This window comes from Paenibacillus sp. FSL L8-0494, assembly GCF_038003695.1.
In the GTDB taxonomy this organism is placed as follows: Bacteria; Bacillota; Bacilli; order Paenibacillales; family Paenibacillaceae; genus Paenibacillus_AQ; species Paenibacillus_AQ odorifer.
In genome coordinates this window covers 5,951,098-5,977,403 of record NZ_JBBOPQ010000001.1, presented here as the reverse complement: position 1 = coordinate 5,977,403, position 26,306 = coordinate 5,951,098, and the positions used below count along the sequence as shown (strand labels likewise).

At 44.1% G+C, this 26,306-nt stretch carries 27 protein-coding genes; 13 read left to right on the top strand and 14 right to left on the bottom strand.

The features are described 5' to 3' along the window. Window positions 1–12: 12 nt before the first annotated feature. From NYE35_RS26880 to NYE35_RS26865, 4 genes are all read right to left on the bottom strand, one after another. Entirely contained in the window at window positions 13–2,547 is a 2,535-nt protein-coding gene (locus NYE35_RS26880; protein ID WP_076296417.1) for an ABC transporter permease, read from the bottom strand. After that, the gene (locus NYE35_RS26875) at window positions 2,544–3,242 is read right to left on the bottom strand and encodes an ABC transporter ATP-binding protein (RefSeq protein WP_036685550.1); all 699 of its coding nucleotides are present in this window, start codon (window positions 3,240–3,242) and stop codon (window positions 2,544–2,546) included. The genes NYE35_RS26880 and NYE35_RS26875 overlap by 4 nt, the downstream gene beginning before the upstream one ends. Before the next feature lie 102 nt (window positions 3,243–3,344). After that, window positions 3,345–4,382 carry a sensor histidine kinase gene (locus tag NYE35_RS26870; protein WP_076296418.1) on the bottom strand — a complete coding sequence of 346 codons (1,038 nt, stop codon included), beginning with the start codon at window positions 4,380–4,382 and terminating at the stop codon, window positions 3,345–3,347. After that, the gene (locus tag NYE35_RS26865) at window positions 4,379–5,062 is read right to left on the bottom strand and encodes a response regulator transcription factor (RefSeq protein WP_076104862.1); all 684 of its coding nucleotides are present in this window, start codon (window positions 5,060–5,062) and stop codon (window positions 4,379–4,381) included. Before NYE35_RS26865 ends, NYE35_RS26870 begins: the two co-directional genes overlap by 4 nt. 417 nt (window positions 5,063–5,479) lie before the next feature. Between NYE35_RS26865 and NYE35_RS26860 the strand changes: the two genes are divergently transcribed. The 10 genes from NYE35_RS26860 (at window position 5,480) to NYE35_RS26815 (ending at window position 15,185) form a co-directional block, all read left to right on the top strand. After that, window positions 5,480–5,785, top strand: a complete 306-nt coding sequence (locus NYE35_RS26860; protein ID WP_036685544.1) for a LiaF transmembrane domain-containing protein — start codon at window positions 5,480–5,482, stop codon at window positions 5,783–5,785. Window positions 5,786–5,829: 44 nt separating this feature from the next. Next, complete coding sequence (locus NYE35_RS26855; RefSeq protein WP_036685541.1) at window positions 5,830–6,507, top strand: PspA/IM30 family protein; 678 nt, start codon at window positions 5,830–5,832, stop codon at window positions 6,505–6,507. 4 nt (window positions 6,508–6,511) lie between these two features. Then, window positions 6,512–6,979 carry a PspC domain-containing protein gene (locus NYE35_RS26850; RefSeq protein WP_036685653.1) on the top strand — a complete coding sequence of 156 codons (468 nt, stop codon included), beginning with the start codon at window positions 6,512–6,514 and terminating at the stop codon, window positions 6,977–6,979. 3 nt (window positions 6,980–6,982) lie between these two features. Next, the gene (locus NYE35_RS26845; protein WP_036685540.1) at window positions 6,983–7,687 is read left to right on the top strand and encodes a PspA/IM30 family protein; all 705 of its coding nucleotides are present in this window, start codon (window positions 6,983–6,985) and stop codon (window positions 7,685–7,687) included. Between the two features lie 194 nt (window positions 7,688–7,881). Continuing rightward, window positions 7,882–8,529 (top strand): cell wall-active antibiotics response protein LiaF, encoded by a 648-nt coding sequence (liaF, locus tag NYE35_RS26840; protein WP_036685537.1) that lies wholly within the window; start codon window positions 7,882–7,884, stop codon window positions 8,527–8,529. A 30-nt stretch (window positions 8,530–8,559) separates the two neighbouring features. Further along, window positions 8,560–9,594 (top strand): sensor histidine kinase, encoded by a 1,035-nt coding sequence (locus tag NYE35_RS26835; protein WP_036685535.1) that lies wholly within the window; start codon window positions 8,560–8,562, stop codon window positions 9,592–9,594. Window positions 9,595–9,612: 18 nt separating this feature from the next. Then, entirely contained in the window at window positions 9,613–10,266 is a 654-nt protein-coding gene (locus tag NYE35_RS26830) for a response regulator (protein ID WP_036685532.1), read from the top strand. A 192-nt stretch (window positions 10,267–10,458) separates the two neighbouring features. Continuing rightward, on the top strand, window positions 10,459–11,274 hold the full coding sequence (locus tag NYE35_RS26825) for a YwmB family TATA-box binding protein (protein WP_076272252.1): 816 nt from the start codon (window positions 10,459–10,461) through the stop codon (window positions 11,272–11,274). 205 nt (window positions 11,275–11,479) lie between these two features. Next, on the top strand, window positions 11,480–13,030 hold the full coding sequence (gene zwf, locus NYE35_RS26820; RefSeq protein ID WP_076272253.1) for a glucose-6-phosphate dehydrogenase: 1,551 nt from the start codon (window positions 11,480–11,482) through the stop codon (window positions 13,028–13,030). A 556-nt stretch (window positions 13,031–13,586) separates the two neighbouring features. Then, on the top strand, window positions 13,587–15,185 hold the full coding sequence (locus NYE35_RS26815; protein ID WP_036685523.1) for a peptide chain release factor 3: 1,599 nt from the start codon (window positions 13,587–13,589) through the stop codon (window positions 15,183–15,185). A gap of 100 nt (window positions 15,186–15,285) precedes the next feature. On the opposite strand, the gene NYE35_RS26810 is transcribed toward NYE35_RS26815, so the two are convergent. Then, the gene (locus tag NYE35_RS26810; protein WP_036685520.1) at window positions 15,286–15,522 is read right to left on the bottom strand and encodes a small acid-soluble spore protein SspI; all 237 of its coding nucleotides are present in this window, start codon (window positions 15,520–15,522) and stop codon (window positions 15,286–15,288) included. 235 nt (window positions 15,523–15,757) lie between these two features. Here NYE35_RS26810 and NYE35_RS26805 point away from each other — a divergent pair, with 235 nt between their 5' ends. Together NYE35_RS26805 and NYE35_RS26800 are read left to right on the top strand one after the other, a co-directional pair. Continuing rightward, window positions 15,758–16,417: a potassium channel family protein gene (locus NYE35_RS26805; protein ID WP_036685517.1), complete on the top strand. Its 660-nt coding sequence runs from the start codon at window positions 15,758–15,760 to the stop codon at window positions 16,415–16,417. A gap of 41 nt (window positions 16,418–16,458) precedes the next feature. Then, window positions 16,459–17,244, top strand: coding sequence for a TrmH family RNA methyltransferase (locus NYE35_RS26800; protein ID WP_076104864.1), 786 nt, complete (start codon window positions 16,459–16,461; stop codon window positions 17,242–17,244). A gap of 182 nt (window positions 17,245–17,426) precedes the next feature. Here the strand turns inward: NYE35_RS26800 and NYE35_RS26795 are convergent, their stop codons facing one another. The 7 genes from NYE35_RS26795 to NYE35_RS26765 form a co-directional block, all read right to left on the bottom strand. Next, entirely contained in the window at window positions 17,427–17,981 is a 555-nt protein-coding gene (locus NYE35_RS26795; RefSeq protein WP_081383878.1) for a class I SAM-dependent methyltransferase, read from the bottom strand. A gap of 6 nt (window positions 17,982–17,987) precedes the next feature. Then, window positions 17,988–19,022, bottom strand: a complete 1,035-nt coding sequence (locus NYE35_RS26790; RefSeq protein ID WP_094901852.1) for a sensor histidine kinase — start codon at window positions 19,020–19,022, stop codon at window positions 17,988–17,990. A gap of 55 nt (window positions 19,023–19,077) precedes the next feature. Further along, complete coding sequence (locus NYE35_RS26785; RefSeq protein ID WP_076104866.1) at window positions 19,078–19,758, bottom strand: response regulator transcription factor; 681 nt, start codon at window positions 19,756–19,758, stop codon at window positions 19,078–19,080. Between the two features lie 31 nt (window positions 19,759–19,789). Next, the gene (locus NYE35_RS26780) at window positions 19,790–20,353 is read right to left on the bottom strand and encodes a class I SAM-dependent methyltransferase (RefSeq protein ID WP_094901835.1); all 564 of its coding nucleotides are present in this window, start codon (window positions 20,351–20,353) and stop codon (window positions 19,790–19,792) included. A gap of 30 nt (window positions 20,354–20,383) precedes the next feature. Continuing rightward, complete coding sequence (locus tag NYE35_RS26775; RefSeq protein WP_076220537.1) at window positions 20,384–20,881, bottom strand: DedA family protein; 498 nt, start codon at window positions 20,879–20,881, stop codon at window positions 20,384–20,386. 197 nt (window positions 20,882–21,078) lie between these two features. Further along, window positions 21,079–21,876 carry a sulfite exporter TauE/SafE family protein gene (locus NYE35_RS26770; RefSeq protein WP_036685644.1) on the bottom strand — a complete coding sequence of 266 codons (798 nt, stop codon included), beginning with the start codon at window positions 21,874–21,876 and terminating at the stop codon, window positions 21,079–21,081. A 44-nt stretch (window positions 21,877–21,920) separates the two neighbouring features. Continuing rightward, the gene (locus NYE35_RS26765; protein ID WP_094901833.1) at window positions 21,921–23,534 is read right to left on the bottom strand and encodes a carboxylesterase family protein; all 1,614 of its coding nucleotides are present in this window, start codon (window positions 23,532–23,534) and stop codon (window positions 21,921–21,923) included. A 135-nt stretch (window positions 23,535–23,669) separates the two neighbouring features. On the opposite strand from NYE35_RS26765, the gene NYE35_RS26760 reads away from it, so the two are divergent. Beyond that, on the top strand, window positions 23,670–24,581 hold the full coding sequence (locus NYE35_RS26760) for a LysR family transcriptional regulator (RefSeq protein WP_094901831.1): 912 nt from the start codon (window positions 23,670–23,672) through the stop codon (window positions 24,579–24,581). A 20-nt stretch (window positions 24,582–24,601) separates the two neighbouring features. On the opposite strand, the gene NYE35_RS26755 is transcribed toward NYE35_RS26760, so the two are convergent. Continuing rightward, complete coding sequence (locus tag NYE35_RS26755; protein WP_094901829.1) at window positions 24,602–25,195, bottom strand: YdeI/OmpD-associated family protein; 594 nt, start codon at window positions 25,193–25,195, stop codon at window positions 24,602–24,604. Between the two features lie 87 nt (window positions 25,196–25,282). After that, window positions 25,283–26,251, bottom strand: a complete 969-nt coding sequence (locus tag NYE35_RS26750) for a LacI family DNA-binding transcriptional regulator (RefSeq protein ID WP_036685445.1) — start codon at window positions 26,249–26,251, stop codon at window positions 25,283–25,285. Window positions 26,252–26,306: the final 55 nt, after the last annotated feature.

The window sequence follows — 26,306 nt, the reverse complement described above, 5'->3', positions numbered from 1 at the left end:
GTGTGTCTTACATTACTCGGCTTCTCTCAGCCGTTCCACTATGGATGCTTGGGATAACGTTTTATAGGCTCTCAGTGTCACTGTGTAAGCGAGAATTAACAAAATAGGAACGGTGAGGATAAACGGCAGCCAACTCATCTGAAATACCATAAAGGCCATATTTTCCGTGATGCTTTTGGAAAGGTTATAGGTCAGCAATACACCTAATGTTGAGGTTATGAGGACGGTTAGCAAAACGGTGTATAATCCTTCAAGGATCAGCATACGTTTTAGCTGCTTTTTGGTCATGCCAATACTCTCCAGCATGGCAAATTCATTGCGGCGTGAGACTACCCCGGTGAGTACAGTGTTGATATAATTCAGCACCCCGATTAGAGCAATGACCAGGCTAAGCCCATACCCCACGGTTTGAAAAATGCGAATGAATCCACCGAGCTCATCTTTATAATCCTCCCTGGATTTCAAGGATAATTCATTTGTCGAATCTGTTAGAGCCTTGGCTGCTTGTTCTACTAAATCCATTTTAGCTGGATCGACATGTAGTGTGGCTGAAACAATATTGGCTGGATCTGTACCTTGCGGCATTTCCTTCTGCAGCTCCGAAGCAGGGAGGAAGACGTTGTACCCTAACAAAGAGAAAGATTTTGTTGTGGCAGCATATACTGCATCATTTTTTACTACTGCCATCACTTCATAAGATTTACCCGACTTCTCGAAAGTGACTGTATCTCCAGGATGATAATAGGCGCGGTAGCTATCTTCTTCTATAAACATGGCCTCAGCTATGACCGCATATTTTCCTGAAGCAAACTTCTGCCTGTTAAACTCCCCTTCAATAATATCCTTGTCCACAAGATCAAACCAGCCCGGATCTAATCCATATAAATTATTGTAGATCACCCCCCTCTTATCTAAAGTGGAGAGAAGATAGGGATGTGGATCAGCAGCTGCCATTGGCTCCAAAATAGCCCGGACAGCATCATCGACAGGAGATGGAACATATCTGTGGTAAACCTTATCTACACTTTCTACACCGTCAATTTTACTTAGATTGTTGGCGAAATCCTCTGAAAGCTTGTATGGATCACCGTCTCGAGGCCCTGTAATACTGACTAACACTTCATTCTGAACCAAAAAATCACCGGAGATAAAGGAAGCCAGATATTTGTTCACATCCAGTGAGGAAATTACTGTGAAAATGGTACTGAACAAGATGATACTCAAGGAGAGTGAAGAGAGCATCAGGATCAGCTTCTTTTTGCTTCTGAACAGGTTGGAGAACGCCATGTTGTGAAGTTTTGCGCCATGTTTTGATTTTTTGGCGTTCCGTTTTCCGCCGCTGCTGACTCCGGCAAATTTTACAGCCTCTACCGGCGAGGTTCGCGAAGCCATCCGGCCCGGTTTGCTTGCGGCGATCCATACGGTCATAAACGAGAATGCTGCTGCACCAATAAATATCCACGGGCTAGCAGAATAGACATTATCAGTAGAACCGTTTAAAAATGAGGAGGTCATAGGGAGAATCAGCAGACCTAGCAGATATCCCAACCCCAATCCAAAAGGCAATGCGACTAGATAAAGTGAGCGGGCCTGAATGGAGATGATCTTTTTTAGTTGTCGGGGTGTGGTACCGATGGTCTTTAGCAGGCCATAAAATTTGACATCCCGCACGACGGAAATAAAAAAGATATTGTAGATTAGTAAATAGCCGCTCAGCATGGTGATAAGAATGACAACTGCATAAGGAATGATATTCATTAGATTATCGGAGAGAGACACACTTGTATAAGCCGGATTGACACCATAAGGTACATCCAGGCCGGTGTCCGTCAAAATCTTTTGTACCTTCTGTTCAATATTATAAGAATTGTTAAACATCACCCCTAGACCTGCGGTGTTTACATAAGAACCCGTTGCCTCAGAGATATCCGGGTCAATATGGGAAATGTTCTTCTGTGTAAATGCTTCGGATACAAAAGCTAATCCTGACATCGCCAAATTTTGATCGGTTTCGTAATACCCGGAGAGCTTAAAGTCTTGGCTTATGACTTTTTCACCAATGTCTATATCCAGCTTCACAGTCTGGCCTAACTCATGTTTTGCTCCAAGCAAGTCAAGCGCCCAAGTATTTAGGACGATTTCATTCTCTTGGGAGGGCAGTCCGCCAGCTATAAAGTTGATAAATCCGTGTTTGGCATAATTCTCGTCAATTCGAAGGACCTCTACCCGGTTATTCTTGAACAGACTGGTGCTTATATCGCCAACCTTAAGAAAAACGCCATACTCTTTGATGGATGGGTGATTCTTCAGCTTCTCCAACTCGGCAGGATTCAGATATTTGAAGCTTCCATGATAATCGCTGCCAGTAGTCTGCATTTGTGCGCGTTGCATCGATTTGTTAATACTGAGCGCCAAGGTAAACACGGTGGTGATCAAAAGCGTAGTCAGTACGATGGCACAGATGATAGTGAAATTGCGAGCACGGTTGGCTTTGAGGCTTTTTTTGGCTAAAGTAGCAATAGTCTTATGGTTATTCGTGCTGATCATGGCTGGCTCACTCCGGAGCTACGGGGTTGTCCAGTGAAAATGATGCCATCTTCAATACGGATAATACGGTCAGCAGTTTGAGCGATTTGTTCATTGTGTGTGATCATCACAATGGTTTGGTTGAATTTTTCGCTCATCTGTTTAAGTAAAATCAGCACTTCTTGGCTTGTTTTGCTGTCCAGATTACCTGTAGGTTCATCTGCTAAGATGATTGAAGGTTTGGTCGCCAATGCTCTGGCTATTGCCACCCGTTGCTGCTGTCCGCCAGACAGATTAGAAGGTAGAGTATTCATCTTTTCCTGCAAGCCTAAAGTGCGGATGATCAGATCAAGATAAGTTTCGTCAACTTTGCCACCGTCCAGTTCAATGGGCAGCACAATATTCTCCCGCACATTTAGTATGGGTACCAAATTATAGTTCTGAAAAACAAACCCAACCGATCTGCGCCGAAAAATGGTCAGCTTCTCATCACTCATCGCAAAAATATCATTCCCGTCCACGTAAACCTTGCCCTCTGTTGCCCGATCTAATCCGCCAAGCATATGAAGAAGGGTGCTTTTGCCGCTGCCGCTAGTGCCGACAATGGCGACAAACTCCCCTTTTTCCACTGACAGTGATATGCCGTCCAAAGCCTTAACGCTTGAGCCCACCTTTCCATAGTGTTTTTTTAAATTTTCAGTCTGTAGAATCGGCATAACTCTTCCCCTCCAATGAGATCTGTTTGTCCATAATTTAAGGGTAGCAAATCAATCTGACAGGAGAGTGTCTGAATTCTGACCATAATGACACATTCTATTTCAGCGCTGGGGCAGGTAAACAGAGAAAGTTGTACCTTTTCCAGTTTCAGAAATGACGTTGATATGGCCGCCTTGCGCCGTGATAATCTCTCTGGACAAAAACAACCCGATGCCGACCCCCTCGAATTCACGCGCTTGCTTCCCTCGGTAAAACCGCTTAAAGATGTGAGGGATTTCTTCGCTGGGGATTCCAAGCCCAGTATCGGTAAGGTGAATACAGGTGAACATCTCATTGCTTTCAGCAAGAACGGAGATTTGTCCGCTATGCGGCGTGTACTTCACAGCATTCTCGAGCAGGTTGAATAGCGCTTCACTTGTCCATTTGACATCGTGGCAGGCTAAGATGTGTGTCCCGCAGTCAATATTGATCGTAATTTGTTTGTTTTCCGCTTGTGCATAAATCTGGGATAAAGCCTGCATCAGAGTTTGTATGAGCGGTTTCGCCTCAATCTGCTGTAGGGAGATCATTCCTGTTTCCAAACGTGATAATTTGATTAGAGACTGGATCAGCCAATCCAACTTATCTGACTGCGCTTTAATATGCTGTATGTAGTGCCGGACATTCTCATTTAGTCCGGGCATCTCTTCCAGCAACTGACTGAATACCATGATATTAGAGAGGGGGGTCTTGGTTTGATGGGAGATATCCGAGATCAGCTCTTTTATTTTGTTTTTCTCTGTTTGAATATTTAGTTCATTCGCCTTAGCCATCCCTATATACCGCTTTAGTTTATGTTCCATCGAAGACAGAGCGGTTTCTTCATAGTTAGTGAGTGGCGGCTGGTCATGTATAGCCCGCTCAATCGCTGTATCCAAGGTCTGTATATAGATTGTGATCTGACGGTTCCATAACCAGACCCATACGGCTCCTGTCGCTAATATACAGATGATGAATAGAGAAGTCAGTTGGAGCAGAGTGGGGTCGAACCCGTACAGAAACATTATACTGCCGATAAAACAGGCCACTAGTATAAGGATGATCAGTAAAAAGAGCCTATGAATTTGCTTGAAATTAGCAGGTGGGCTATTGGTTTTCATGGTTTTTGCCCTTCAGTCCACATGTATCCAAGTCCGTAAATGGTCTTGATATATTTAGGCGCTGCCGGGTCATCCTCAAGTTTAGCACGCAGCCGTTTGATGGCTACTGTCAATGCGTTTTCATCCACAAATTCGGCATCCTTGCTCCAGATCTTGTCTATCAGCTGTTCTCGGGTCAAAATATTGCCCGTATTCGTCACCAGCAGCCGCAGCAGCTTTTGCTCAGTTTTGCTCAGTTGGAGCGATTGTTTGTTTTTGCTGTACTCCAGTTTCTCAAAATCGAGTTCTAACGGACCCAATGTTATTTTTCCAGTCCCTAGCGATTCCGTTCTTCTGAGTACTGCCATTACTCTGGCGCGAAGCACCATTAGGCTGAATGGTTTGGTGATATAGTCATCGCCCCCCAATGCAAAACCGGTGATAATGTCGGACTCCATATCATTGGCGGTGAGGAAAATAATGGGTACGCGTGAGGTCTTGCGAAGTTGCTCGCAATAATCCAGCCCACTGCCGTCTGGCAGATTGATGTCCAGAATGATGAGATCAATAGGGTTAACTGCGAAGATATGCTCCGCCGCGGCAATATCGTAGGCTTGATGGATCACAACATTGTTTTGAGAAAGAGTGAGAGCGATCCCTTTATTTAAACTACGGTCGTCCTCAACGATCAGTATGTTCATAGTAATTCTCCTTTGTTTCTTATTTGATCATTATACATTCTCGGGATTTATTCGAAAGCGAGATTTTTATTTAGTAGGCACTTGAAAGTGGGCTTCATATCTAAGAATACTATTATTGAAAGATTACGGAGCGAGGTTTTTTGATAAAGAGCCACATAGTTAAACCATAAAGGAAAGTTCAAAAGGACATCACCTATGTAGGGTGGTGTCCTTTCAATTTTCGATGGGGGCGCATCCCCTTTTTATATGTGAAAAGGTTGGTTATGACCTACAACTAGCCCAACAGTGGTCTGTAGTCGTACAGCTACCTCGACTAAGGTCCAGTACGAAAAACCGTCGTTGGTCTGTTTTGAAAGTCTGCGATTTACCCTAGAATAAGGCTATAAGGTTAAGGACAACGAAAGGCGGTGAGAAAAAATGCAAAGAAGACAAGGAAACGGATTAGCGGTTGTACTGATTGTGATTGGTGCGGTTATGCTGCTCGGCATTGCGCTTCCTCTGATCCACGGAATGTTCAGATTACTTTTCCCGGTATTGCTGGTTGTTCTCGGGTACTACGGGATTAAGAGCGGACGCAAGATTATCGGTTGGGTGCTGATGTTCATTGGTGTGATGTCCCTGATCGCGAAGCTTTCCTGGATCATTGGACCACTTCTAGGAGTGGCGTTGATCGTCTGGGGCGTATCAGCATTAAAGGGCAGAAGTAATAATGGTACTTATTAAGAAGCAATGTACTTAAACAAGAAGCAGGGAGGGAGCAGGAGATCATGAGTGTTTTTCGTCGCATGAGGGATATTACTGTAGCTAATCTAAATGAACGTCTGGAGCAAAGCCAAGATCCCGTGAAACTAATTGATCAATTTCTACATTCAACCCGTGAGGAAATCAGTGAAGCTGAAAGGCTGTACCAGCAATATGCTTCCCACACGAAGCAATTGCAGCAGCAAGTGAACCAAGCAACTGCCATGAGAAACAAACGTGAAGAACAGGCGTTGTTGGCACTGAAAGCAGGCGAGGATCATCTCGCGAAGCTGGCTTTACAAGAAAAAATCATTCACGAGGAAAAACTGGAGCAATACAGCGGGCTGCTAGAACAGAGCAAGCAATCCTTGTTTGAACTTGAAGCACAGCTGAATGAGCTGAAAATAGAGTATCAAACGGTGTACAGCAAACGTCAGTATTATTCGGCACGAATGGAGTCGCTGCGATTGCAGCAACGCATGAATCAAAGAGCCAGTGCTTATGGCAATGGTGGTGATGTTCCCAAAATGTTCGGACGTCTGGAGGATCAGATGTCGGATTGGGAATTAGAAGCAAAGAGCTTGCGTGATTTGCGGCGCATGGGACAGGAATATGCGGTGCAAGCGGGTGAGACCGTAGCGACCGTACTCGAAAGAGAAATGGCTCGCCTAAAGGAGAAACTGAACAATGGTGGAAAGGAGTAACGCTATGAGTCGATTGTATCGTTCAACTAGAGATAAAGTGATGACGGGTCTTGCAGGTGGATTATCTGAGACACTCGGTATTGATTCCACGTTATTCCGGATTCTATTACTGGTCAGCATTCCGTTCACAGGTGGTGCGGTGATTCCGGTATACTTCATTGCAGCAATGGTCATTCCTAAGGAACCGACGCATTATAATCCTTTTGGACCAGGGCCTGGGGCACCGGGTGGCCCATACGGCGGACCCTACTCAGGCAGACCGGAACATGGACACGGACCACAAGCTACTGGCGGATATGGACCTTATGGACGCCAGCCAAATTACAATCCTAATTTTGAGAAGAACAACGCTTATTCGGCACCGGACTCCGGTTTGGATGCGATGATGAAGGATATTGAGAAGAAGGCTTTGCAAAAAGAAGTAGAAGAACTCAAACAAAAACTGTCTAAATATGAGAAAGGGGAATTGTAAATCATGGGAGTATTTCAAAGAATTAAAGATATGACTAAAGCGTCGGTAAATGACTTGTTGGATAAGGTAGAGGACCCAATCGTAATGCTTAACCAATATCTGCGCGATATGGAGGCTGAGATTCACGAAGCGGAAGTAACAGTTGCTAAACAAATGGCTAACGAACGCCGTATGAAGCAACGTGTGGAAGAAGCAGCAAAAATGTCTGCACAACGTGGATCACAAGCTGAACTGGCACTGAAAAATGGCCAAGAAGAAGTAACTCGCAAGCTGTTGGAAGAAAAAATCTACTTTGACCAAAAGCAAGTGGAATACAGTGATCTTCACGCACAAGCTGAAGTACACGCTAAGGAATTGGTGCAACAACTGCATGACATGAAGGATGAGTTCTACAAGCTGCGCAACAAACGTAATGAGCTTGTATCCCGTGCTCAAATGGCTAAAGCCAAAAAACAAATGTCGCAAATCAGCAGTGTACATTCCATTGAAAGTGGCAGTGCATCACTCGGATTCCACCGGATGGAAGAGAAAATTATGCAGCTTGAGGCTGAAGCAGATGTAATGCGTGCACCTTACAGCCCATCTGCTGCTTATAGCAAACCCGTTGATGTTGAGAAGCAACTGAAAGTGGATGAGCAATTGGCGCTACTGAAAAACAAGCTGAACGATACACCTGCGGCTCCTTCTCTAAACAAAAAAGAACAATAAATCCTGTTCCTAAAACTTGGACGGATATGATATGCTGGACAAGAAGAAGCCATACGGTATGGATCTCCATACCGATATGGCTTTTATAGCGGCTAGCTATAATATTTAACGGTGATAATATTCCTCATAGTGACGGATATCTATCCGATATTATAAAATGAGTTTTGCTTCGCAAAACTTTTAGGAGGTGCGGAATGGATAAAAGAAACCGTTTGATTGCCATCGGACTGATTGCTGTTGGCTGCATGATGATTTTTGGTAGATGGCTCGGCTTTTTCTCCATTGTCGCGCTTCTGTTCCTGCTGCTGGGCGTCTACCGTACGACATCAGGCAAAGTAAAGCAGGGCTATAAACTGCTCGGGATAGGTGCTGTATTGCTTTTGCTGGACCATTTGGTGCTCGTGCTGGGGATTTGCTTAATCTCACTTGGGATGTTTTTCACCAAATCCAAAAGAGTGCAGCGCAAGGAAGGGTTTATGCAGAAGCAGAACTTTTCATCCAGATTTGACTGGGACCGCTCACCTTGGGTGATGCACAGCCTTAGCTCTTGGCATGTACTGGGTGAGGCCGATGTGGATCTTTCATTAGCTATGGCGGATCATAAGGAAACGGTCATGCTGTTTCAAGGGATTTTTGGCGATATGGACATTAACCTGTCCGATGATTACGGCGTGGAAATTGAAGCTTTTGTTCTCTTCGGGTCCATTGAATTCGGCAACCAGCGGGATACAGGAATGTTAAACCGTCTGAATTGGAAATCAGCCAATTATGACAGCAGTGAATACAAAGTGAAATTTAGTGTTTCTTATTTAATGGGAGATCTAGATGTACGTTTATCCTGATAAGCTTGATAGAGAAGGGAGAGTCCCCGTATGGAAAAAAAGAACAAAAACATGATATCACGCAGCATGGGTGAGGGGGCTCTGTTCTCTTTTGTCATGCTGCTTGTGATAATGTATGTCATGTATACATATGGCTATTTGAAGCCTTTTGAAAGCTGGAAATTTGGCGTGCGGACAGCCGTTACCCTAATTCTTCTGCCTATGGGTTTTGGGATTGGTTATGGCTTTTATCAGAGCTTCCGTGTGAAGCGACAGTTGGAACGTCTTAGGCAGACCCTCGTATTATGGGAAAAGGGAAATTTGACGCTGTCCATGCCGGATCTAGGTGATGATGAGCTGGGAAGGCTCGGAGAACAGCTTGGCCGGATTAGCGGCAAATGGGAGAATCAAGTGACGACGCTGCAGCGGTTGTCCACGAATAACGCGAAGCTTGCGGAGCAGGCGCGGGTATCTGCTATTATGGAGGAACGGCAGCGGCTTGCGCGTGAACTGCACGACGCTGTTTCCCAGCAGCTATTTGCAATCTCCATGACTGCCACGGCGGTAGGCCGGACGTTGGAGAAAGATTTCGATAAAGCCCAGCGGCAAATTGCGCTTATAGAAGAAATGTCTGCCGTAGCCCAATCGGAGATGAGGGCGTTGCTGCTGCATTTGAGACCTGTTTATTTGGAAGGAAAGGGACTCGAACAAGGTCTGCAGGAATTGATCAAGGAGCTTAAGGTCAAGGTACCGATCGAAATTGTATTTGAGATGGACCCTGATGTTCAGCTGTTAAAAGGGGTAGAGAATCACTTGTTCCGTATCGTCCAAGAGGCGATTTCTAATACACTTCGTCATGCGAAAGCAGAAAAAATAGAAATCCGGCTGCATAGACGGGGAGATACAGTTCGCTTGACGTTGCGTGATGATGGGATCGGCTTTGAGATGGACGACACCAAACAAGCTTCCTATGGTTTGTCGAACATGCAGGAGCGGATTAATGAAATCGGAGGCTCCATTCAGTTCATTACCGCTCCGGGTAAAGGGATGCGTATTGAAATTACCGTTCCGTTAGTCAATGAATAATAGGAGGAAAGAGTAACCATGGAGATGGAGGAAGCAATTAAAGTACTACTCGTAGATGATCATGAGATGGTACGGATCGGGCTAGCAGCTGTTTTAGGTACCGAGGATGGAATTGAGGTCGTAGGTGAGGCTGGAAGTGGAGAAGAAGGTATTCGGCTGGCTCAAGAGTACAATCCCGATGTGGTCTTAATGGATCTCGTAATGGATGGGATGGATGGCATAGAAACGACTAAACAGCTGATGAAGCAATACCCAGAGATCAAAGTTATTGTTCTTACAAGCTATTTGGATGATGAAAAGATGTATCCTGTTATTGAAGCGGGTGCCTTTAGTTATCTGCTGAAGACTTCGCGGGCTAGTGAAGTGGCGGATGCGATCCGCGCTGCGGCAAGAGGACAGTCCGTGCTCGAGTCACAGGTGGCCTCTAAAATGATGAACCGTTTTCGAAACAATGCAAAAGGAGAATCACCTGCTTATAAAGAGCTTACGGAGCGCGAGATGGAAGTATTACGTCTGTTGGCGCAGGGTAAATCGAATCAGGATATTGCTGATCAACTAATTATTGGAATCAAAACTGTGAAATTTCATGTAACGAATATTCTCGCGAAGCTGGGCGTGGAAGACCGGACCCAAGCAGCAATTTATGCATATAAAAATGGACTAGCTGAATAACAACAAAGGACTGAAGCCTCTGCTTCAGTCTTTTTTTATAATATAAGAAAGTAGTTTTGGGGCCTCCGCAAAGTATCTGAGTACGCATTGAAACAAATCCCTCTCTTTGTGGGAATATTTCAGGTATAGAATCTCCTAATTCGAACATACTGTCTAGTAGATTGCTAGAGAGGTTCGAAGGGAGAATGACATATGCGGAAGATGAAGCTGAACAACGGAACAAAAAAAGGGACTTTTTTTATAATGATAATCGTGTGCTGCGCTGCGGCTCTGCTAGTTAATCTGCAAAGTGTTAAAGCGAATTCAACCGTTCTTGATGAGGGCGTTAACCAAGCTTCAACAGGAGCCGAACTAAATCATGCTCTTGGGAGTTTAATAGATCTTGGAAAAGAAACGACGGTTTCTGGTTCACCGCTGCGTCTAGTGTTAAAGTGGCAGGGAGAAAGCAGCAATTACGCGGATCTGTCTGCCGAAGTTGCTAAGTTAAGCACAAGTCTCGGATTGAATGTACCGTCAGGTACTGAGGAAGATGGACATATGACTTATCGTACAGAAGCTGTAAAACCATATGAATCGCGGCTCTCCTTATTTTGGAGTGAGCTTAGTGCAGGAAACAGTTATGTGATTGTAACGTTAGATACGGCTGATCTGCAAAATGAAGCTGGCTTTCAAGCGGCTGCTCGTGAAGTAAGTATGATTCTTGAACAGAATAAAATTAAGGCCGAATGGAATGTATCCCTTCAAGGAAGCGCGCAAGAACAGGGAGCACCTGAAAAAGTTCTAGCACAGACGGAGTCATTGATGCATGACCGGTTTGAAGCTGTGACCGGAGGAGAAAGCTACAAGGATATCTCAACGGTTAGCCGTACGTATTCGATTCCTAATTTGAATCGCTCTGTGATGAGTGGAAATCAGTCAGTTTCTGCCCAAATCGCAGTGCATCATGAAGATCAGAAGGGGACAAACCGCGTAACTATAGGCTTTCCTTTAATAACCATCGAATATTGACATTTTTCTCTTATATAAGCGCAGATATAGTTAATAATAAGAAATATTAATTGAAATTTGCGAAATCCCGAGAGTATTTGTCAGGAATGTGATAGCATCCTTTTTAGGAATATGCTAAAATGACATAACGTCGTTATTCACCTTATGTTAGTATCGACGCTGAGCATGTCAATAAACTATATTACATACAGAAAGATGAGGAGCCATGGCTGAAAATCAAACCCTTGATGCACTGCACACACCCGGTGCTGTCTTTTTTATCTTTGGGGCAACCGGAGACTTAGCCCGGCGTAAGCTTTTCCCGGCGATTTACAGCTTGTACCGTGAAGGTAAGCTGGCACAAGATTTTGCGGTAATTGGCGTGGCGCGGCGCCCGCGTACTCAGGAAGAATTTAGAAGTGATGTGAAGGAATCCATCCTTGAATTCTGCCGTTACAAAGCGGGAGAAGAGAGCGAATGGAATGAATTTGTACAGCATTTCGAATACAAATCTCTGGACATAAACAATATTGATGGTTTCCGCGAGCTAAGAGCACAAACTGAAGTTCTTGAAGAGAAATTCAGTATTCCGGGCAATCGGATGTTCTATCTTGCGCTGGCGCCTGAATTATTCGGCAGTGTCTCCTTCAACCTTAAAGCTGGCGGGATGCTGGATAGTACGGGTTGGAATCGCCTCGTAATTGAGAAGCCTTTTGGCTATAATCTGGAGTCGGCTGAACAGCTGAACGAACAGATTCGTCAGGTCTTCAAAGAAGAGGAAATTTACCGGATTGACCACTATCTTGGTAAAGAAATGGTACAGAATATCGAAGTGATTCGTTTTGCTAATGCTTTTTTCGAACCGCTCTGGAATAATAAACATATTGCCAATATTCAAATTACACTTGGCGAAACCGTAGGTGTAGAAGAACGCGGTGGTTACTATGACCATGCGGGAGCCTTACGGGACATGGGCCAGAATCATATACTGCAACTGCTGACTATGATTGCTATGGAACCACCAAGCCGTCTGCTCGCAGAAGATATTCGTGATGAGAAAGTGAAGGTACTTCGTTCCCTTCGTCCTTATGCGACATCTGATGAGGTTCGTGAGAATGTCGTAAGAGCACAATATACTCAAGGCTTACACCAAGGCAAAACCCTTCCTGCTTACCGTCAGGAAGATAAGGTTGATCCTGAGTCGAATACAGAGACGTATTTTGCTGCCCGTGTATTTGTAGATAACTTCCGCTGGGCTGGAGTTCCTTTCTACATCCGTACAGGTAAACGTCTCCCGGTGAAGACGACGGAAGTGGTAGTTGAGTTCAAAGGTATGCCAACCAACGTTTATTTGGGACAAAAGCATAAACTTGAGCCTAACCTCCTTGTAATCCGTGTGAACCCAATGGAAGGCATTTACGTAAAGATTAATGCCAAGAAACCGGGTTCCGAGTCTGAGATTCAACCGCTGGCTATGGACTTCTGTCAGAGCTGCCTGGTTGGAATCAATTCTCCGGAAGCATATGAGCGCTTGCTACATGATGCGGCACGCGGAGATTCAACTTATTTCACTCGTTGGGATGAGGTATCCTCGGCATGGTCGTTCGTGGATCGTATTGCGAAAGCATGGAGCGAAGAGTCTAGCGACTTATCTTCTTATCCTGCTGGCTCTTGGGGTCCAGTGGAAGCAGATGAACTGCTTGCTAAAGAAGGTTTCCATTGGTGGCCTGTAAACGGCCAAGATGAAGATAATGTGGTTTGGCTGAAGAATAACTAAACCTTGAGTTAATGCTATCTCCCTGCAGAGGATGCAGGGAGATTTTTTGTAATGCTAAGATCTAAAAGATTGGACTTCAGACGGTGTTTGGGGGATCTGGGCACTTTTCTAATAACTGCACTTTGTACAATTAAAATCGCTTATCTCGTTGTGATTAGTCTTTTAGATGTATTTTCTGCAACTATAATCACCGGATAAGGCAGAAAAGCGTGCACAACTTAATTTTAATTGCATCAAATGCAACTAAAGGCTAATGAAAATGCTAATACTTCAAGTAAGTGTAGGAAATACATCTATTTTTTTGAGCAATGATATGTGGGGATCATAATCCAGACCATTCGGGAGATATTTTGCGGCACGCGCTTTTTAGTAGATAATGTCTGCCGGATTTTGATATACTTTAGAGGATGCTTTCACTTGAAGCGGACTGGAGCTAGACCTAAGAGCTATTCATTCAGAAATGAAGGGGTATGAACAATGAGCAGAGCACCGATTTGATGAACCCCAGTGTAATTGAAGCAGAAGCAGGAATTTTATATATGAAGGGATATGTGTAATGAACAAAGCAATAGATCAGAAGCTGCAAAAGGAAGTGGATAGACGCAGAACCTTTGCGATCATTTCCCACCCGGATGCGGGTAAAACAACTTTAACGGAGAAGCTGCTGTTATTCGGTGGCGCGATCCGTCTGGCGGGAACGGTTAAGGCCCGTAAAGCGAATAAACATGCGACGAGTGACTGGATGGAAATTGAGAAGCAGCGGGGGATTTCTGTAACGTCTTCCGTAATGCAGTTTGATTATTTGAATCATCGCGTGAACATTTTGGATACACCGGGTCACCAAGACTTCAGTGAGGACACCTATCGTACCCTAACTGCAGCGGATAGTGCGGTCATGCTTATTGACGTGGCAAAAGGTGTGGAAGCCCAAACTACCAAACTGTTTCAGGTATGTGCTAAACGGGGCATTCCGATCTTTACCTTTATTAACAAGCTGGACCGTGAAGGACGTAGCCCGTTTGATCTGATGGAAGAGCTGGAGCAGGTTCTTGGTATTCGTTCTGTGCCAATGAACTGGCCGATCGGTAGTGGACGTGAGCTATGCGGCGTATATGACCGGATGAAAAATCAGGTAGAGCTGTTCCAAGGTGACGATCACTCCATAATCAAGGTTCAAAAGGTTGACGGATACCGTGATCCAATCATTCGTGAAATGGCTGGAGAGTATCTGCATGATCAACTGTGTCAGGATCTGGAGCTGCTGGATGTAGCAGGCGATGCTTTTGACTATGAAAAAGTATTAAGTGGTGAACTCACACCTGTGTTCTTTGGCAGTGCGATCAACAATTTTGGCGTACAGACTTTCCTCGATAATTTCTTGGATCTGGCACCGAAGCCTGAACCACGCCGCAGTACTACAGGGGTAGTAGAACCAACGAATGAGAAATTCACTGGTTATGTGTTCAAAATTCAAGCGAATATGAACCCGGCTCACCGTGACCGGATTGCTTTTCTGCGTATTGTGTCCGGGAAATTCGAACGGGGTATGAGCGTGAAGCATGTACGTGCCGGTAAAGATATCAAGCTGGCGCAACCGCAGCAATTTTTGGCGCAAGACCGCGATATCGTAGAGGAAGCTTATCCGGGAGATATCATCGGTCTGTTTGATCCAGGTATTTTTAGAATTGGTGATACATTGAGCCAAGCAGGAGATATGGAATTCGATGAGCTGCCAACGTTCTCACCAGAGATTTTTGCTAAAGTGAGTATTAAAAATGCGTTGAAATCGAAGCAGTTCCAGAAGGGTGTCGATCAGCTGACTGAAGAGGGCATGATCCAGGTGTTCCGCACGGTCAACTTTGACGATATTTTGCTTGGTGTAGTTGGACAACTGCAGTTTGAAGTGTTTGAGTACCGCATGAAGGGTGAATATGGTGTGGATGTTCAGTTGCAGAGAATGCCATACCAGTTTGCACGTTGGATCGTAGATGATACTAAGCCGGATGCGAGCAAATTCAGAATCAACTCAACGTTGGTGACGGATAAGAAGGGCAATTTTGTCGTGTTGTTCGAGAACGAATATGCTATGCGGACAGCGATGGATAAGAACCCGACAGCTAAATTCCTGGAAATGGCTCCAAAAGCATTACTATAATTAGGACGCTATAACTTTCTGAATGTTAAAATAAAACCTCCGCCTCCATAGGTGAAGTTACACCATGGTGAGCGGAGGTTTTTGACTAGTTGCGGTCAGTTTACGATGTGATATTCCCAGGGGTAATGGTCTCCAGGTGATCATGTAGCATGGTAACCAACCTATCTTGCTTAGCGGGGTCTAAATCCTTCCAGATCATTTCGAACACGGCGCCAAGTCCCGGGAGTGCTGCCTCCGGACCGTCCACAGAGCCTTCAATCATGTGACGTAAATCCTCTTCAGATTGACCGTGCACTTTATGAAGAATCGCCTGGCGCAAGTCAATGGTAACGGGCATAATGTACCTCCTTTTTTGAAAATATAGTGATATTGACCTCGTTATAATGTGCCCTGCAAAGGAGCTGGAAATTCAAGTTTTTGTCCAAATATAAGATAGTATAAGTTTGACACATATATATCATCCTTATATTTCTACGAGAAACGGTTGTCATCCATAAAGGACGGCAATGACGTTTCTTCTTGGCTTATGCTATACTGTTTGAGATATAGAATGCTACGGGAGGTACATAGACATGGCCAAAAAACAATATGCCGTCATCGGTATGGGGCGTTTCGGATCTAGTGTTGCTAAAGCGCTCAGCGGCATGGGGTTTGATGTACTTGCGATTGATGCTGACGAGCAGCGAACACAGGAGATTTCAAGTATTGTAACTCATGCCGTATCTGCAGATTCCACGGATGAGGAGGCGCTGCGTGCCCTTGGTATTCGCAATTTTGATGTGGTGGTTGTAGCCATTGGCGAGGACATTCAAGCTAGCATCCTGACAACACTTATCCTAAAAGACCTGGGTGTGCCTGCAATTCTGGCAAAAGCCAAAGGTGAACTGCACGGCAAAGTATTAAGCAAAATTGGTGCGGACAAGGTGATTTATCCTGAACGGGATATGGGAATGCGGGTTGCGCATCATCTTGCTTCGCCTAATATATTGGATTATATTGAGCTGTCGCCGGACTACAGTATTCTGGATATGAAGGTATCCGGACCGATGCTCGGAAAAAATCTACAGGAGCTCGACATCCGCGCAAGATTTGGCTGCAATGTAATGGCCATCCGCCAAGGTGAAGAAATGAACATCTCTCCCCGTGCAGAGGATCGCCTGATCGATGGCGATATCCTTGTTATTGTTGGGCATAAGGATAATTTGACGAAGCTGGAGATGGCGTATCAGTAGGAACAAAGAATAAATGGCAAGGCAGAAGAAAGGAAGACTTTATGGAAATCATGTCTCCGCAAAATACGCGGGTTAAAGAGTGGGCCGGGCTGCAGGAGAAAAAGCATCGTGACAAGGCTCGTAAATATATCGTAGAGGGCGTTCACCTGGTTCAGGAAGCACTGCTGGCTGAAGCAGATGTGGAATGCCTTGCTTATGACCTCGACAAGGGAATGCCAGCTGAACTTAAGGGGCTGCTTCAGGCCGTTCAGGGAATGGAAGTGATTGGTGTCTCGGCGGCGATCATCTCAAAATGCAGCAGCACCAATACGCCGCAGCCTGTGTTTGCCATCGTGCGGAAGGAACAGCAGGCTGTAGAAGCTATCCTAGCGAAGAAGGACAGTTTTGTGGTTGTGCTGGACGGCGTGCAGGATCCCGGCAATGTCGGCACCATTATCCGCAGCGCGGATGCAGCGGGAGCAGACGGCGTGATCCTCGGACAAGGCTGTGCCGACCTCTATAATCCAAAGACCATCCGGTCCACGATGGGCTCGATGTTCCATCTTCCGGTGGTGGAGGGAGAGTTAAGTGAGATTTTGCCACAGGCCCGGGAAAATGGGGCGCTGCTGGTGAGCACTTCGCTGCAGGGCGAAGAATCGTGCTATGAGCACGATTTCCACGGCACCCAGTGGCTGCTGATTGGCAGCGAGGGTAAAGGCATCTCACCGGAAACGGCGCGTCTCGTGGACAAGAGTATCATCATCCCGATGGCAGGCCGCGCGGAATCGCTGAACGCCGCAATGGCGGCGACGATATTGCTGTTTGAGGGAATGAGACAGCGGGGATAAATTGTCACCGTTTGGAACGTAGTTTTCTCGCAGTAAATCCAGTCCTGATAATCAAGATAATCTTGATCATCAGGACTTTTTTTATAATCTTGCAACAGTATTGGCTGCATATTGGCCTGGCCATTTCCATTCTCAATACTTATATATTCTTTAGAAATTACTATTTTTCGAATATTCATATGTCATTCTTTTTTACGACAAATATATACGAATGTTGGAGGAAAAGTGTAAGGCACAAATTCAATTTTCTCAATAAGCAGTTGTTTAGCCCATCTTTTTTTCATGTGCAGCGAGTGCTGATATGCAACTAAAATTCCGCCTGGTTTAAGTGACTTAACAATCTGATGTAGGATTTTGTCACGCATTTCACTTGAAAAATTAAAAAATGGTAATCCGCAAATTATGCAATCTAACTCACGGATGCCTTCCTGATTCAATTTCTTGAGTAAGTAGCTGGCGTTGGAATGGAAAATGCATTCCGGATAAATTGCTTTTAAGTGTTCTCTCATTTTTTTATTCCGCTCAAACAAAAGCACTTTTGTAGAATTCTTTAATTGTGATGTCATGAGACGTGTAATAGCACCTGTACCAGCTCCAAGCTCTGCAACGGCATTTACATTATGCCATTGTACAGACTGAACTATTTTATCGGCTAATAATGGCGAACTGGGTAGAATATTTCCTACCCGCTTTGGATCTTTGAGGAAGCCTTGTAAGAAAAGTAAGTATTCAGACATAATCAATTAGTAATCCTCTCCGAAAGGCAATCTCAGTTGGAATGTGAAGACGTCATGAGTGTGTTTAAGCGTTAAAGTACCCTTGTGCAACTCAGCAATATTCCTAGCTATCGAAAGACCAAGTCCTGCCCCGGTTTGAATTCCCTGACTTTTTCTTGAGTGGTCAACCTTATAAAATCGTTCAAATAGACGGTTTTCTTGATCCTGTGAGAGGGGAGTCCCTTTATTTGCAATCTCAATGGTACAGTGTTCAGAATCGGTTGTAATCCGTATGCTAATGCTTCCCGGGCTGATGGAATATTTTAAGGCGTTCATAAGTAGATTATCTATGGCTCGGGCTATTTTCTCACTGTCGATTAAGGTGATGATTGGACTCTTATCTATATCTTTTATAAGGTGGACATTGTTTTCTTGAGCGATCGGTTCGAATTCGAATAACAACTGATTCAAAAGCTGCGACAAATCGATTCTCTCCAGATTTAAACGGGAGTCCACCGAATTAAGTCGGGTATATTCAAACAAATCATCGAGGAGTTTCTTCAAATGAAGCGCCTTGTTATAGGTGTTTTGAATAAAACGTGTGTATTCTTTTTTATCTTGGTACGATTCTGTACGTAAAAGCTCAATATACCCGATAATACTTGTAAGAGGGGTGCGTAAGTCGTGTGAAATCCCCGTGATCATCTCCATCTTGGATTTTTCTATTTCGCGTTCCTTGATGATCTGTTGCTCTAAGCGCTCTGCCATCCGGTTGATGTTCAAAGCCACCAGTCCTAGTTCATCTTGGCGCACAACATTTACCCGATAACTCAAATTACCTTCGGATATAATCTGAAGTCCTTGTTCCAGCGCAATTAAATCTTTGACGATTCGCCGGGTCAATGTAAAAAATGTAATAACGAAAATAATGAAAAACATCGGAGTAAGAAGGTAGGCAAGAAAATTGAACACCCAATCCAATTTTGTTGCATTTCCAAAATGAAAGAACAAGATGCTAAGTGAGGTATTTATCGCAATGGTAATTATGAAACTCAACACCATCCTGATTAAGATATTGGATTGAATGCGTTTATTTATTTGTAGATTTCGTATGATTTTAATCAACTTTGTAACCAACTCCCCAGACTGTCTTAATATACAGAGGTTCTCTTGGATTTTCCTCTAATTTTTCTCTTAAGTTACGAATATGAACCATTACGGTATTGTCAGAATATCCGTAAGGCTCTTTCCATACACTCTCGTAAATTTGCTCCGAACTATAAACTTGCCCAGGCCGGCTTGCAAGCAGGGTTAAAATCGCAAACTCTAGCGGAGTTAATGAAACTTCAATTCCATTTAACTTTACGGAATGTTTATTTTTATCTATGATCAGGTTTTTAATTATAAGCAGAGAGTTGAATTCTTCCTTTCCAACTAAGGACTGACGCCGTAACTGAGCTTTTACACGGGCCAGTAGTTCCAGTGGATTAAACGGTTTGATCATGTAATCGTCTGCCCCGGTAGTTAGACCTGTGATTTTATCAATGTCCTCTTGCTTGGCTGAGAGCATAATAATTGGGATATTTGATATTTCCCTAATTTTGAGACAGGCTGTGATACCGTCCATTTGAGGCATCATCACATCCAGGATAACCAGTTGAATGGATGTTGTTTGTATTGTACTCAACGCCTCTTGACCATCTGCAGCTTCAAGCACTTGGTAACCTTCATTTCTTAAGTAAACATGAATCACATCTCGAATTTCAGAATCATCATCTGCAACAAGAATAGTATTCAATGGACGCTGCCCCTCTTCTATATTTATTTTATTATGTTTCCCTTTTACGACAGACGTAGACGAAAGCGGGAGGGAAATTAAATGGCACATATTTTATTGTATCAATATTAAAATATCCGGAGAGTTGCTTCTTCATTTGAAGTGAATACTGAAAGGCGATAAATAATCCCTCAGGTTTAAGGGATTGGTAGATCTGTTCAACCAATGTATTTCTTAATTCGGGCTCAAAATTGAAAAAGGGCAGCCCACTAAAAATACAATCTAACTGATGAATATGTGAACTCTTAATTGTTTCTACTAAACTAGCAGCATTATGATAACAGGAAAAGTCCGGATAGCTTGTCTTTAGGTTATTCCTCATGGTTTTATCCATCTCAAATAGTAACACTTTCGTTGTACTAGTTACCTTAGTATTGATTACACGGGTGATTGCACCCGTACCTGATCCAAGTTCAGCGACTGCTTTAACTTTATGCCAAGGGGCTTGGTTAACCATGCTGTGTGCCAGAAACCGGGAACTCGGGGTAACACTGCCTACCTGTTTTGGATCATGAATAAAACTTCTTAAAAATAAGAGTTTTTCATTGAAGCTCATTTGGAATTCCTCCATAATTTTAGAATTAATTTAGATGTTTATTAATTTTGATAGGATGTGATCTCCAAAGTATGTTCCTACAAAAAAGAACAGTAAGGTCCAACTTAAAGCACTGGGATATGAAATAAGGGCGAATCGTTTATAGCTTGTACCGCTGAGCCCGATCAACATGGGAATGATGTAACGTACAACTGGAATAAACATGCCGATATACATAGCTGTACGCCCACGTTTTTTTAGAATCTGCTCTGCTTTTTTAAAATGTCTATTAGCTTCAAATTTGCACTTCAGCTTTTGCCCAAAGAATTTACCTGCAAAGTAGGCAACCGTAAAGGCCGTTAATAGCCCTGATAAAATGCAGAAATAAGTCATCCAGGAATTGATAATCCCCATGTGGCTTAGGGTAGCTCCAGTGAGGATTGTAATTTCATTAGGGATTGGAATTCCAAAAGGGCCTAACGTGAAAGCAAGATAAAAAATCAGATATCCATACTGATTGATTAGCTCTAAGATGGTATTACTGGCCAATATGCCGCCTCCTTCGCTTACTTCAATACAGAAATCTTAACTAAAAAAACTGAGGAATTAGGTGGGGGAATTCTAAAGAAATCCTGAAGAGACTTACAATTCGATAGAATTAGCCAAGGAATCACTCCCACAGTCACAATAAAAAAGTCCTGAGGATCAAGAAACTCATGATCCATCAGGACTATTTACATAATGACCTACCCTTTCATCATCAAACGAAGCGAAACGATGATGAGAAAAACGGCTAATAGCTTTAGAAGCAGCTTGGCTGGAAGGCGTTTTGCCAGGCGTGCGCCAATTTGACCACCGATAATTGCGCCAGGTGCTAGGGCTAACACCATAAACCATTCAACATTCAATAAAAAGGCATGTGTTGTGGTGCTTACGATAGCTGACAGGAAAATTTGAAGCATAGAAGTTGCAACAGCGATATGGGGGGCAAAGCCGAGAAGTAAGGTCATTGTCGGAACCATAAGACTCCCGCCGCCAATCCCAAATAGGCTTGCTACAAAGCCAACAAGAAAACTGATGATTATGCCGGTAGGCATATGATAAGCATATTCGAAATGAGCACCGCTATTATCGGAAAAGCTTCGCTTCACGGTTGGTTTGAAAGGCCAATGGAAGGGTTTGTTCGGCTTGAACAAGAGCAATAAAGCGACAAGGATTAAGAAAATCCCGAAGCTTACGAAAAACATTCTCCCGCCCATTTGCTTGGTAAAGAGTGCACCTATTACTGAACCCGGAATCGAGACGGCGGCAAAGGTGAGCGCTGCTTGATAATCGATTCTCTTCTGCTTTGCATACACATAAGTGCTTGAGATGGAGTTGAAAAGCAGCATCGCCATTGATGTTCCAGCCAGATGTGAAGGCTCCATGTCAGGAAAAAGGAAAGCCAACGCAGGCACAACGATGAACCCGCCGCCAAGTCCGACCAATGAACCGGAAATGCCAGCTGCTAGCCCGATGACTAAGAGCAGTAAGTAAGTTAGCACAACAGCATGTTCCTTCCTCTGCGTGAATTCTACAATCATTTATCTTACCAGAAAAAACGTCCCGCAAATAAATTGTTTTTTAGCCAAATGCGCTGTTCTGCTGCTAAACGGGGATCATTGTCCATTTGGGACAGGATATCTTTTTTTACAAGTTTGCAGACGGATTGAACAATAGTTTGATCCAGGCTAGCATCTAACCAGAGAATTTCCGCAGACCGGGGATTAGGGGTGTATCGTTGCCAAGTAGGTTGTCCCTCAGCATTAGGATTACCGGTATATAAGAAATGCCGTAAATAGTCCCTCATTAGGGAAGAAAGCATGTTACGCCCAGGCTCGTTATGCTCGGAAATTACTCCCGCAGGGAATCTTTCCTGGACACCGGAAAAGTCACCTGTATAGAAGGGGATGTCTGCACCATGCGGGGCACCAATAAGAAAACGGATGTAAGGATCGATCACTCCGTCTCTTAACCCCCAGGCGAATCGGTAAGCATAAATCGGCATCTCTGGAATTGCGGTTAAAAATATCTCTGTAGTCTGCTCTACATTAAATTCTGCATACAGATCGCTCCCATATTGGACTGATGCTTCATAGAGCTTCTTTTCTTCCACATTTCCGGCTAACTCTTCATTTTGCACTAGGGAGAAGAAATGAGTATCCCATAAAGTGAACTCGGAGAATTCGCTGGCAGTGCTGCCTAGGATGATCGGCAGGGAAGGGTGATCGCGGTTATTTAGATTGTCGAAGCCACCAATAGGAATGACCGTGCCGTCTTCGATCAAATGAGGAAAAGCAGCCATCTGAAGCCCAGTCTCCCGAATGATTTCGACAAAGTGAAAGGCATTCTGACGATATAGGAAGTCGGAAATCTTATCCGCAGATTGTGTGGAAATCCATACTCGCGCCTCATCTTGAGTGCTGGCTATTCCTGTTTTTATTAATAACTCCGTTAAAATGTCGTCTGCTTTTTCTTCGCTTTGCTTCGTAGCAGCCGTTGTTAAACCTCCGCTCATAATAAAGAGCTTATGAAAGAGCCCTCTGCCCAGCGGGGAAAGGTAAGCAGCTAATGCATTTCTTGCACCTGCAGACTGGCCCCCTAATGTTATATTTCCTGGATTCCCCCCAAAGCAAATAATGTTTTTGTGCAGCCACTTTAGCGCATGAAGAACATCGAGGAGACCGTAATTTCCCGAGTCATCCAAGGGGTCCCCGGTTCGGAGTGAGGGATGCCGGAAAAATCCCATTGCTCCTAAACGGTAGTTCACTGTAACCACTATACTATTTGTCTTACACGCCAATTCTCCACCTTGAAAATCCCGTCCCGAACCCCCAATATTTCCGCCGCCGTGGAGGAAGACGAATACGGGTAAGCCTGCCTCGGCATGATCCGGTCGCCAAATATTCAAAAAGAGGCAATCTTCACTGCCGCCAGGTTCCCCTTGAATGAATTGGACACTGTTATTCTTAAAATGGCTTGCAGGCAATACACCTGTCCAAGCTTTTATCTCACGTGGTGCCTTCCATCTGAGCTTATCTATGGGGGGGGCCGCATAAGGAATCCCTAACCATGCAATCGCCCCAAGTTCTGGCAGACGTGTGCCCTTAAGCTGACCGCTGGAGACTGTAATAATTTCTTCCATTGGTTCTCGTGTGCTCATTTATAGTTCCCCTTTCTCCTGCAGATTCTTATGTATTTATAATTCTCTTTATTATAGTGTTCTGCTATGATGATGAAAAATATATTATTTTATATGAAATATATAACTCTAAGGTTATAGAAGAGGGTGGTTTCGTTGGATTTACTTTCGCTTCGATACTTTCAAACGGTTGCAAAGCTTGAGAATATGACCCGGGCAGCCGAAATACTCCAAATCTCACAGCCGGCTATAAGTAAAATGATCAAAAATCTTGAGGGCGAATTAAATGTCAAATTGTTTGATCGCACAGGAAAATACATTCGATTAAATGAATATGGGAAGCGGTTTCTTGTGAAAGTTGATTCAGCCCTACAAACGTTAGAGGAGGGGAAAACAGAGCTATTGGACTTGTCTGAGAGACCGACAGGAACTGTGGTGATTTTTATCCAGGCGGGTTCCTATTTGCTTCCGGATATGATCACATTATTTCGCCAGAAGTACCCGGAAGCTCAATTTAAGCTATTGCAGCAGGATCAGGAGATCTCACGTTATCCGGCTTTTGATTTGTGTATTTCTTCTACTCCGCTCAAGATTCCAGGAACAGCGTCCACACCGGTATTAACGGAAGAAATCATGCTGGCGGTTCCTAATGAGCACAGGCTCGCTACCCGCAAAAGTGTACGTCTGATTGAACTCGCGGAAGATGGTTTTATCAGTTTGAAAATAGGCAAGCAGCTGCGCGAAACGACGGATTCTCTCTGTTACGCCGCCGGATTTGCTCCGCGTATCATTTATGAATGCGATGAGCCTTCGATGGTACGCAGTCTAGTCCGTTCGGGACTAGGGGTTTCTTTTATCCCCGCTGTAACTTGGGGTGGTTCTCAAGGATCCTCAGTGGTACTTCTTCCCATTGAAGAACCCATAAGTACCCGCACCATTGAAATCTCATGGTATACCAACCGATACATGACTAATGTCGCTAAAAAGTTCAAGGCCTTTGTTGAGGATTATTACAAGCAGTTAAAAGAAGACAAAATAAAAAAAGAGCCAATAAACCCTAAGGCTTAATTGACTCATTGTCAGCAACGCTAATCATTTAATCCCTTACCCTCAAGGATTTGCGGGATGAATTTTTCAATTCGTGATACGCGGGTTTTGGATTGTTTGGCTTGAGAAAAATGATAAATATATGCGTTTTGCCGTCCAGGCGTTAGGGCTTCAAAAGCAGTTTTCAAGCCAGGAAGTTCAGCGAATTTAGTCTGAAGCTCTTCAGGAATGAGGTAATCCTCTTTCTTTTTAAATTCGATTTCCAAACCCGCTTTTTCAACTTCTATGGCATTATGAATGTAGGCTTTCAAAACAGCTTCCATTTCAACGATTTGTTGCACATTCGTAAACCGAATTTGGCGCGCTGCCTGCACATTTTCTGTTTGTTGAATTAGAATCCCATTGGGATCCTGTAACAAGGCACCTTTGTGAAAGAGAAGTGCACAATATTCTTTAAATCCATGAATTAATACTATGTTTTTATCATCAAATGTGTAACATGGATGCATCCACTTATAATCTTCGGTCAGCCCGCAATCAAGCACGATCGTTCTCAACTGCTCATATTCTTCCCTCCATTGTTTCGCTTTACTTAAGAATTTATCAACCCTAGGATTCAATTTATTATTTGTCATAAAAAACACCCATCTTCATCATAATTTTCAATACAATTTTACTTTTTTTATGGAATGTACAGTCGTAATCTTCTGGGAATGGGCAACCTATGTTGTCTCCCGTTCGATCAGTTGGAACGATAGGGGCTGCAGCTCCATATCTAATCCAAGCAGGGTTGGAGCCAGCAGAAGAAAGGCGTTCTCCGCCTGTCCCGCAATCGGATTCCGAACAGTGGTAATTCCGAGCGTCTGCGACAGCTCCGAATTATCAAAACCAATGATGGCTAGATCACGGGGCACATCCAGCTGCTGTCTACGTGCTTCGCTCAGAACGCCCACCGCCACCAAATCATTGGAGCACAGAATGGCATCCGGCTGATCTGGTTGTCCTATTAGGGTTCGCACCAATTGCTCTCCGTCAGGGATTCCATAAATCGTGGAGTAATACCATTTCTCAACGATGGGAAGATTATATTTGGCCATGATTTGCTCATAAGCTAGTCGTCTACTCTGGGTATTTATGCTGCTTGGGCGGCCAAAAGCATTAGCGATACGCGTATAACCCCGCTCTATCAAATGCTCTAGAGCGAGTGCATATCCGTCATATTGGTTCATGGCAACTGACGGTATTTCAGGATGGTCCATGCGTTGCCAGGACACAATCGGGCCGTATTTGCAGTAGGAAGTTATGACATTTTTATCGTTAACAGCGGTCAGAATAAGCAGGGCGTCGACTCTTTTCTGTTTGAGATCCTCGAAAGCCTGAAGTTCCTTTTGCTTATCTCCGCCGGTGGTATAAATAATCGTCTGATACCCGTAACGGCCGGAGATTTCGACGAAGCTGTTCATGAAGCACAAAATAAGCTCGTTTAGGTCTAAGGTAATCATGCCGATTTGCTGGGTTTGGCCTTTGGATAAAGATATGGCATTCCGATTGGGAACATAGTCCGTCTCTTTCATAATGGCGAGAATTTTCTCCCTAGTTTCCTTGCTGACATGGGGAGAATCGTTCAGGACTCGGGATACCGTAGCTTTGGAAAAGCCCGACAGCTTAGCAATTTCGTCAAGTGTGGACATCGGCTTATCTCCTTTGCAAGATTAATCCTTGACATGTAACGCGTTCCAAGGTTTA

Coding starts and splice junctions, on each gene's coding strand:
- NYE35_RS26880 (WP_076296417.1), bottom strand. CDS start 2,547: ATGATCAGCACGAATAACCATAAGACTATTGCTACTTTAGCCAAAAAA.
- NYE35_RS26875 (WP_036685550.1), bottom strand. CDS start 3,242: ATGCCGATTCTACAGACTGAAAATTTAAAAAAACACTATGGAAAGGTG.
- NYE35_RS26870 (WP_076296418.1), bottom strand. CDS start 4,382: ATGAAAACCAATAGCCCACCTGCTAATTTCAAGCAAATTCATAGGCTC.
- NYE35_RS26865 (WP_076104862.1), bottom strand. CDS start 5,062: ATGAACATACTGATCGTTGAGGACGACCGTAGTTTAAATAAAGGGATC.
- NYE35_RS26860 (WP_036685544.1), top strand. CDS start 5,480: ATGCAAAGAAGACAAGGAAACGGATTAGCGGTTGTACTGATTGTGATT.
- NYE35_RS26855 (WP_036685541.1), top strand. CDS start 5,830: ATGAGTGTTTTTCGTCGCATGAGGGATATTACTGTAGCTAATCTAAAT.
- NYE35_RS26850 (WP_036685653.1), top strand. CDS start 6,512: ATGAGTCGATTGTATCGTTCAACTAGAGATAAAGTGATGACGGGTCTT.
- NYE35_RS26845 (WP_036685540.1), top strand. CDS start 6,983: ATGGGAGTATTTCAAAGAATTAAAGATATGACTAAAGCGTCGGTAAAT.
- liaF (WP_036685537.1), top strand. CDS start 7,882: ATGGATAAAAGAAACCGTTTGATTGCCATCGGACTGATTGCTGTTGGC.
- NYE35_RS26835 (WP_036685535.1), top strand. CDS start 8,560: ATGGAAAAAAAGAACAAAAACATGATATCACGCAGCATGGGTGAGGGG.
- NYE35_RS26830 (WP_036685532.1), top strand. CDS start 9,613: ATGGAGATGGAGGAAGCAATTAAAGTACTACTCGTAGATGATCATGAG.
- NYE35_RS26825 (WP_076272252.1), top strand. CDS start 10,459: ATGCGGAAGATGAAGCTGAACAACGGAACAAAAAAAGGGACTTTTTTT.
- zwf (WP_076272253.1), top strand. CDS start 11,480: ATGGCTGAAAATCAAACCCTTGATGCACTGCACACACCCGGTGCTGTC.
- NYE35_RS26815 (WP_036685523.1), top strand. CDS start 13,587: ATGAACAAAGCAATAGATCAGAAGCTGCAAAAGGAAGTGGATAGACGC.
- NYE35_RS26810 (WP_036685520.1), bottom strand. CDS start 15,522: ATGCCCGTTACCATTGACTTGCGCCAGGCGATTCTTCATAAAGTGCAC.
- NYE35_RS26805 (WP_036685517.1), top strand. CDS start 15,758: ATGGCCAAAAAACAATATGCCGTCATCGGTATGGGGCGTTTCGGATCT.
- NYE35_RS26800 (WP_076104864.1), top strand. CDS start 16,459: ATGGAAATCATGTCTCCGCAAAATACGCGGGTTAAAGAGTGGGCCGGG.
- NYE35_RS26795 (WP_081383878.1), bottom strand. CDS start 17,981: ATGTCTGAATACTTACTTTTCTTACAAGGCTTCCTCAAAGATCCAAAG.
- NYE35_RS26790 (WP_094901852.1), bottom strand. CDS start 19,022: ATGGTGTTGAGTTTCATAATTACCATTGCGATAAATACCTCACTTAGC.
- NYE35_RS26780 (WP_094901835.1), bottom strand. CDS start 20,353: ATGAGCTTCAATGAAAAACTCTTATTTTTAAGAAGTTTTATTCATGAT.
- NYE35_RS26765 (WP_094901833.1), bottom strand. CDS start 23,534: ATGAGCACACGAGAACCAATGGAAGAAATTATTACAGTCTCCAGCGGT.
- NYE35_RS26755 (WP_094901829.1), bottom strand. CDS start 25,195: ATGACAAATAATAAATTGAATCCTAGGGTTGATAAATTCTTAAGTAAA.
- NYE35_RS26750 (WP_036685445.1), bottom strand. CDS start 26,251: ATGTCCACACTTGACGAAATTGCTAAGCTGTCGGGCTTTTCCAAAGCT.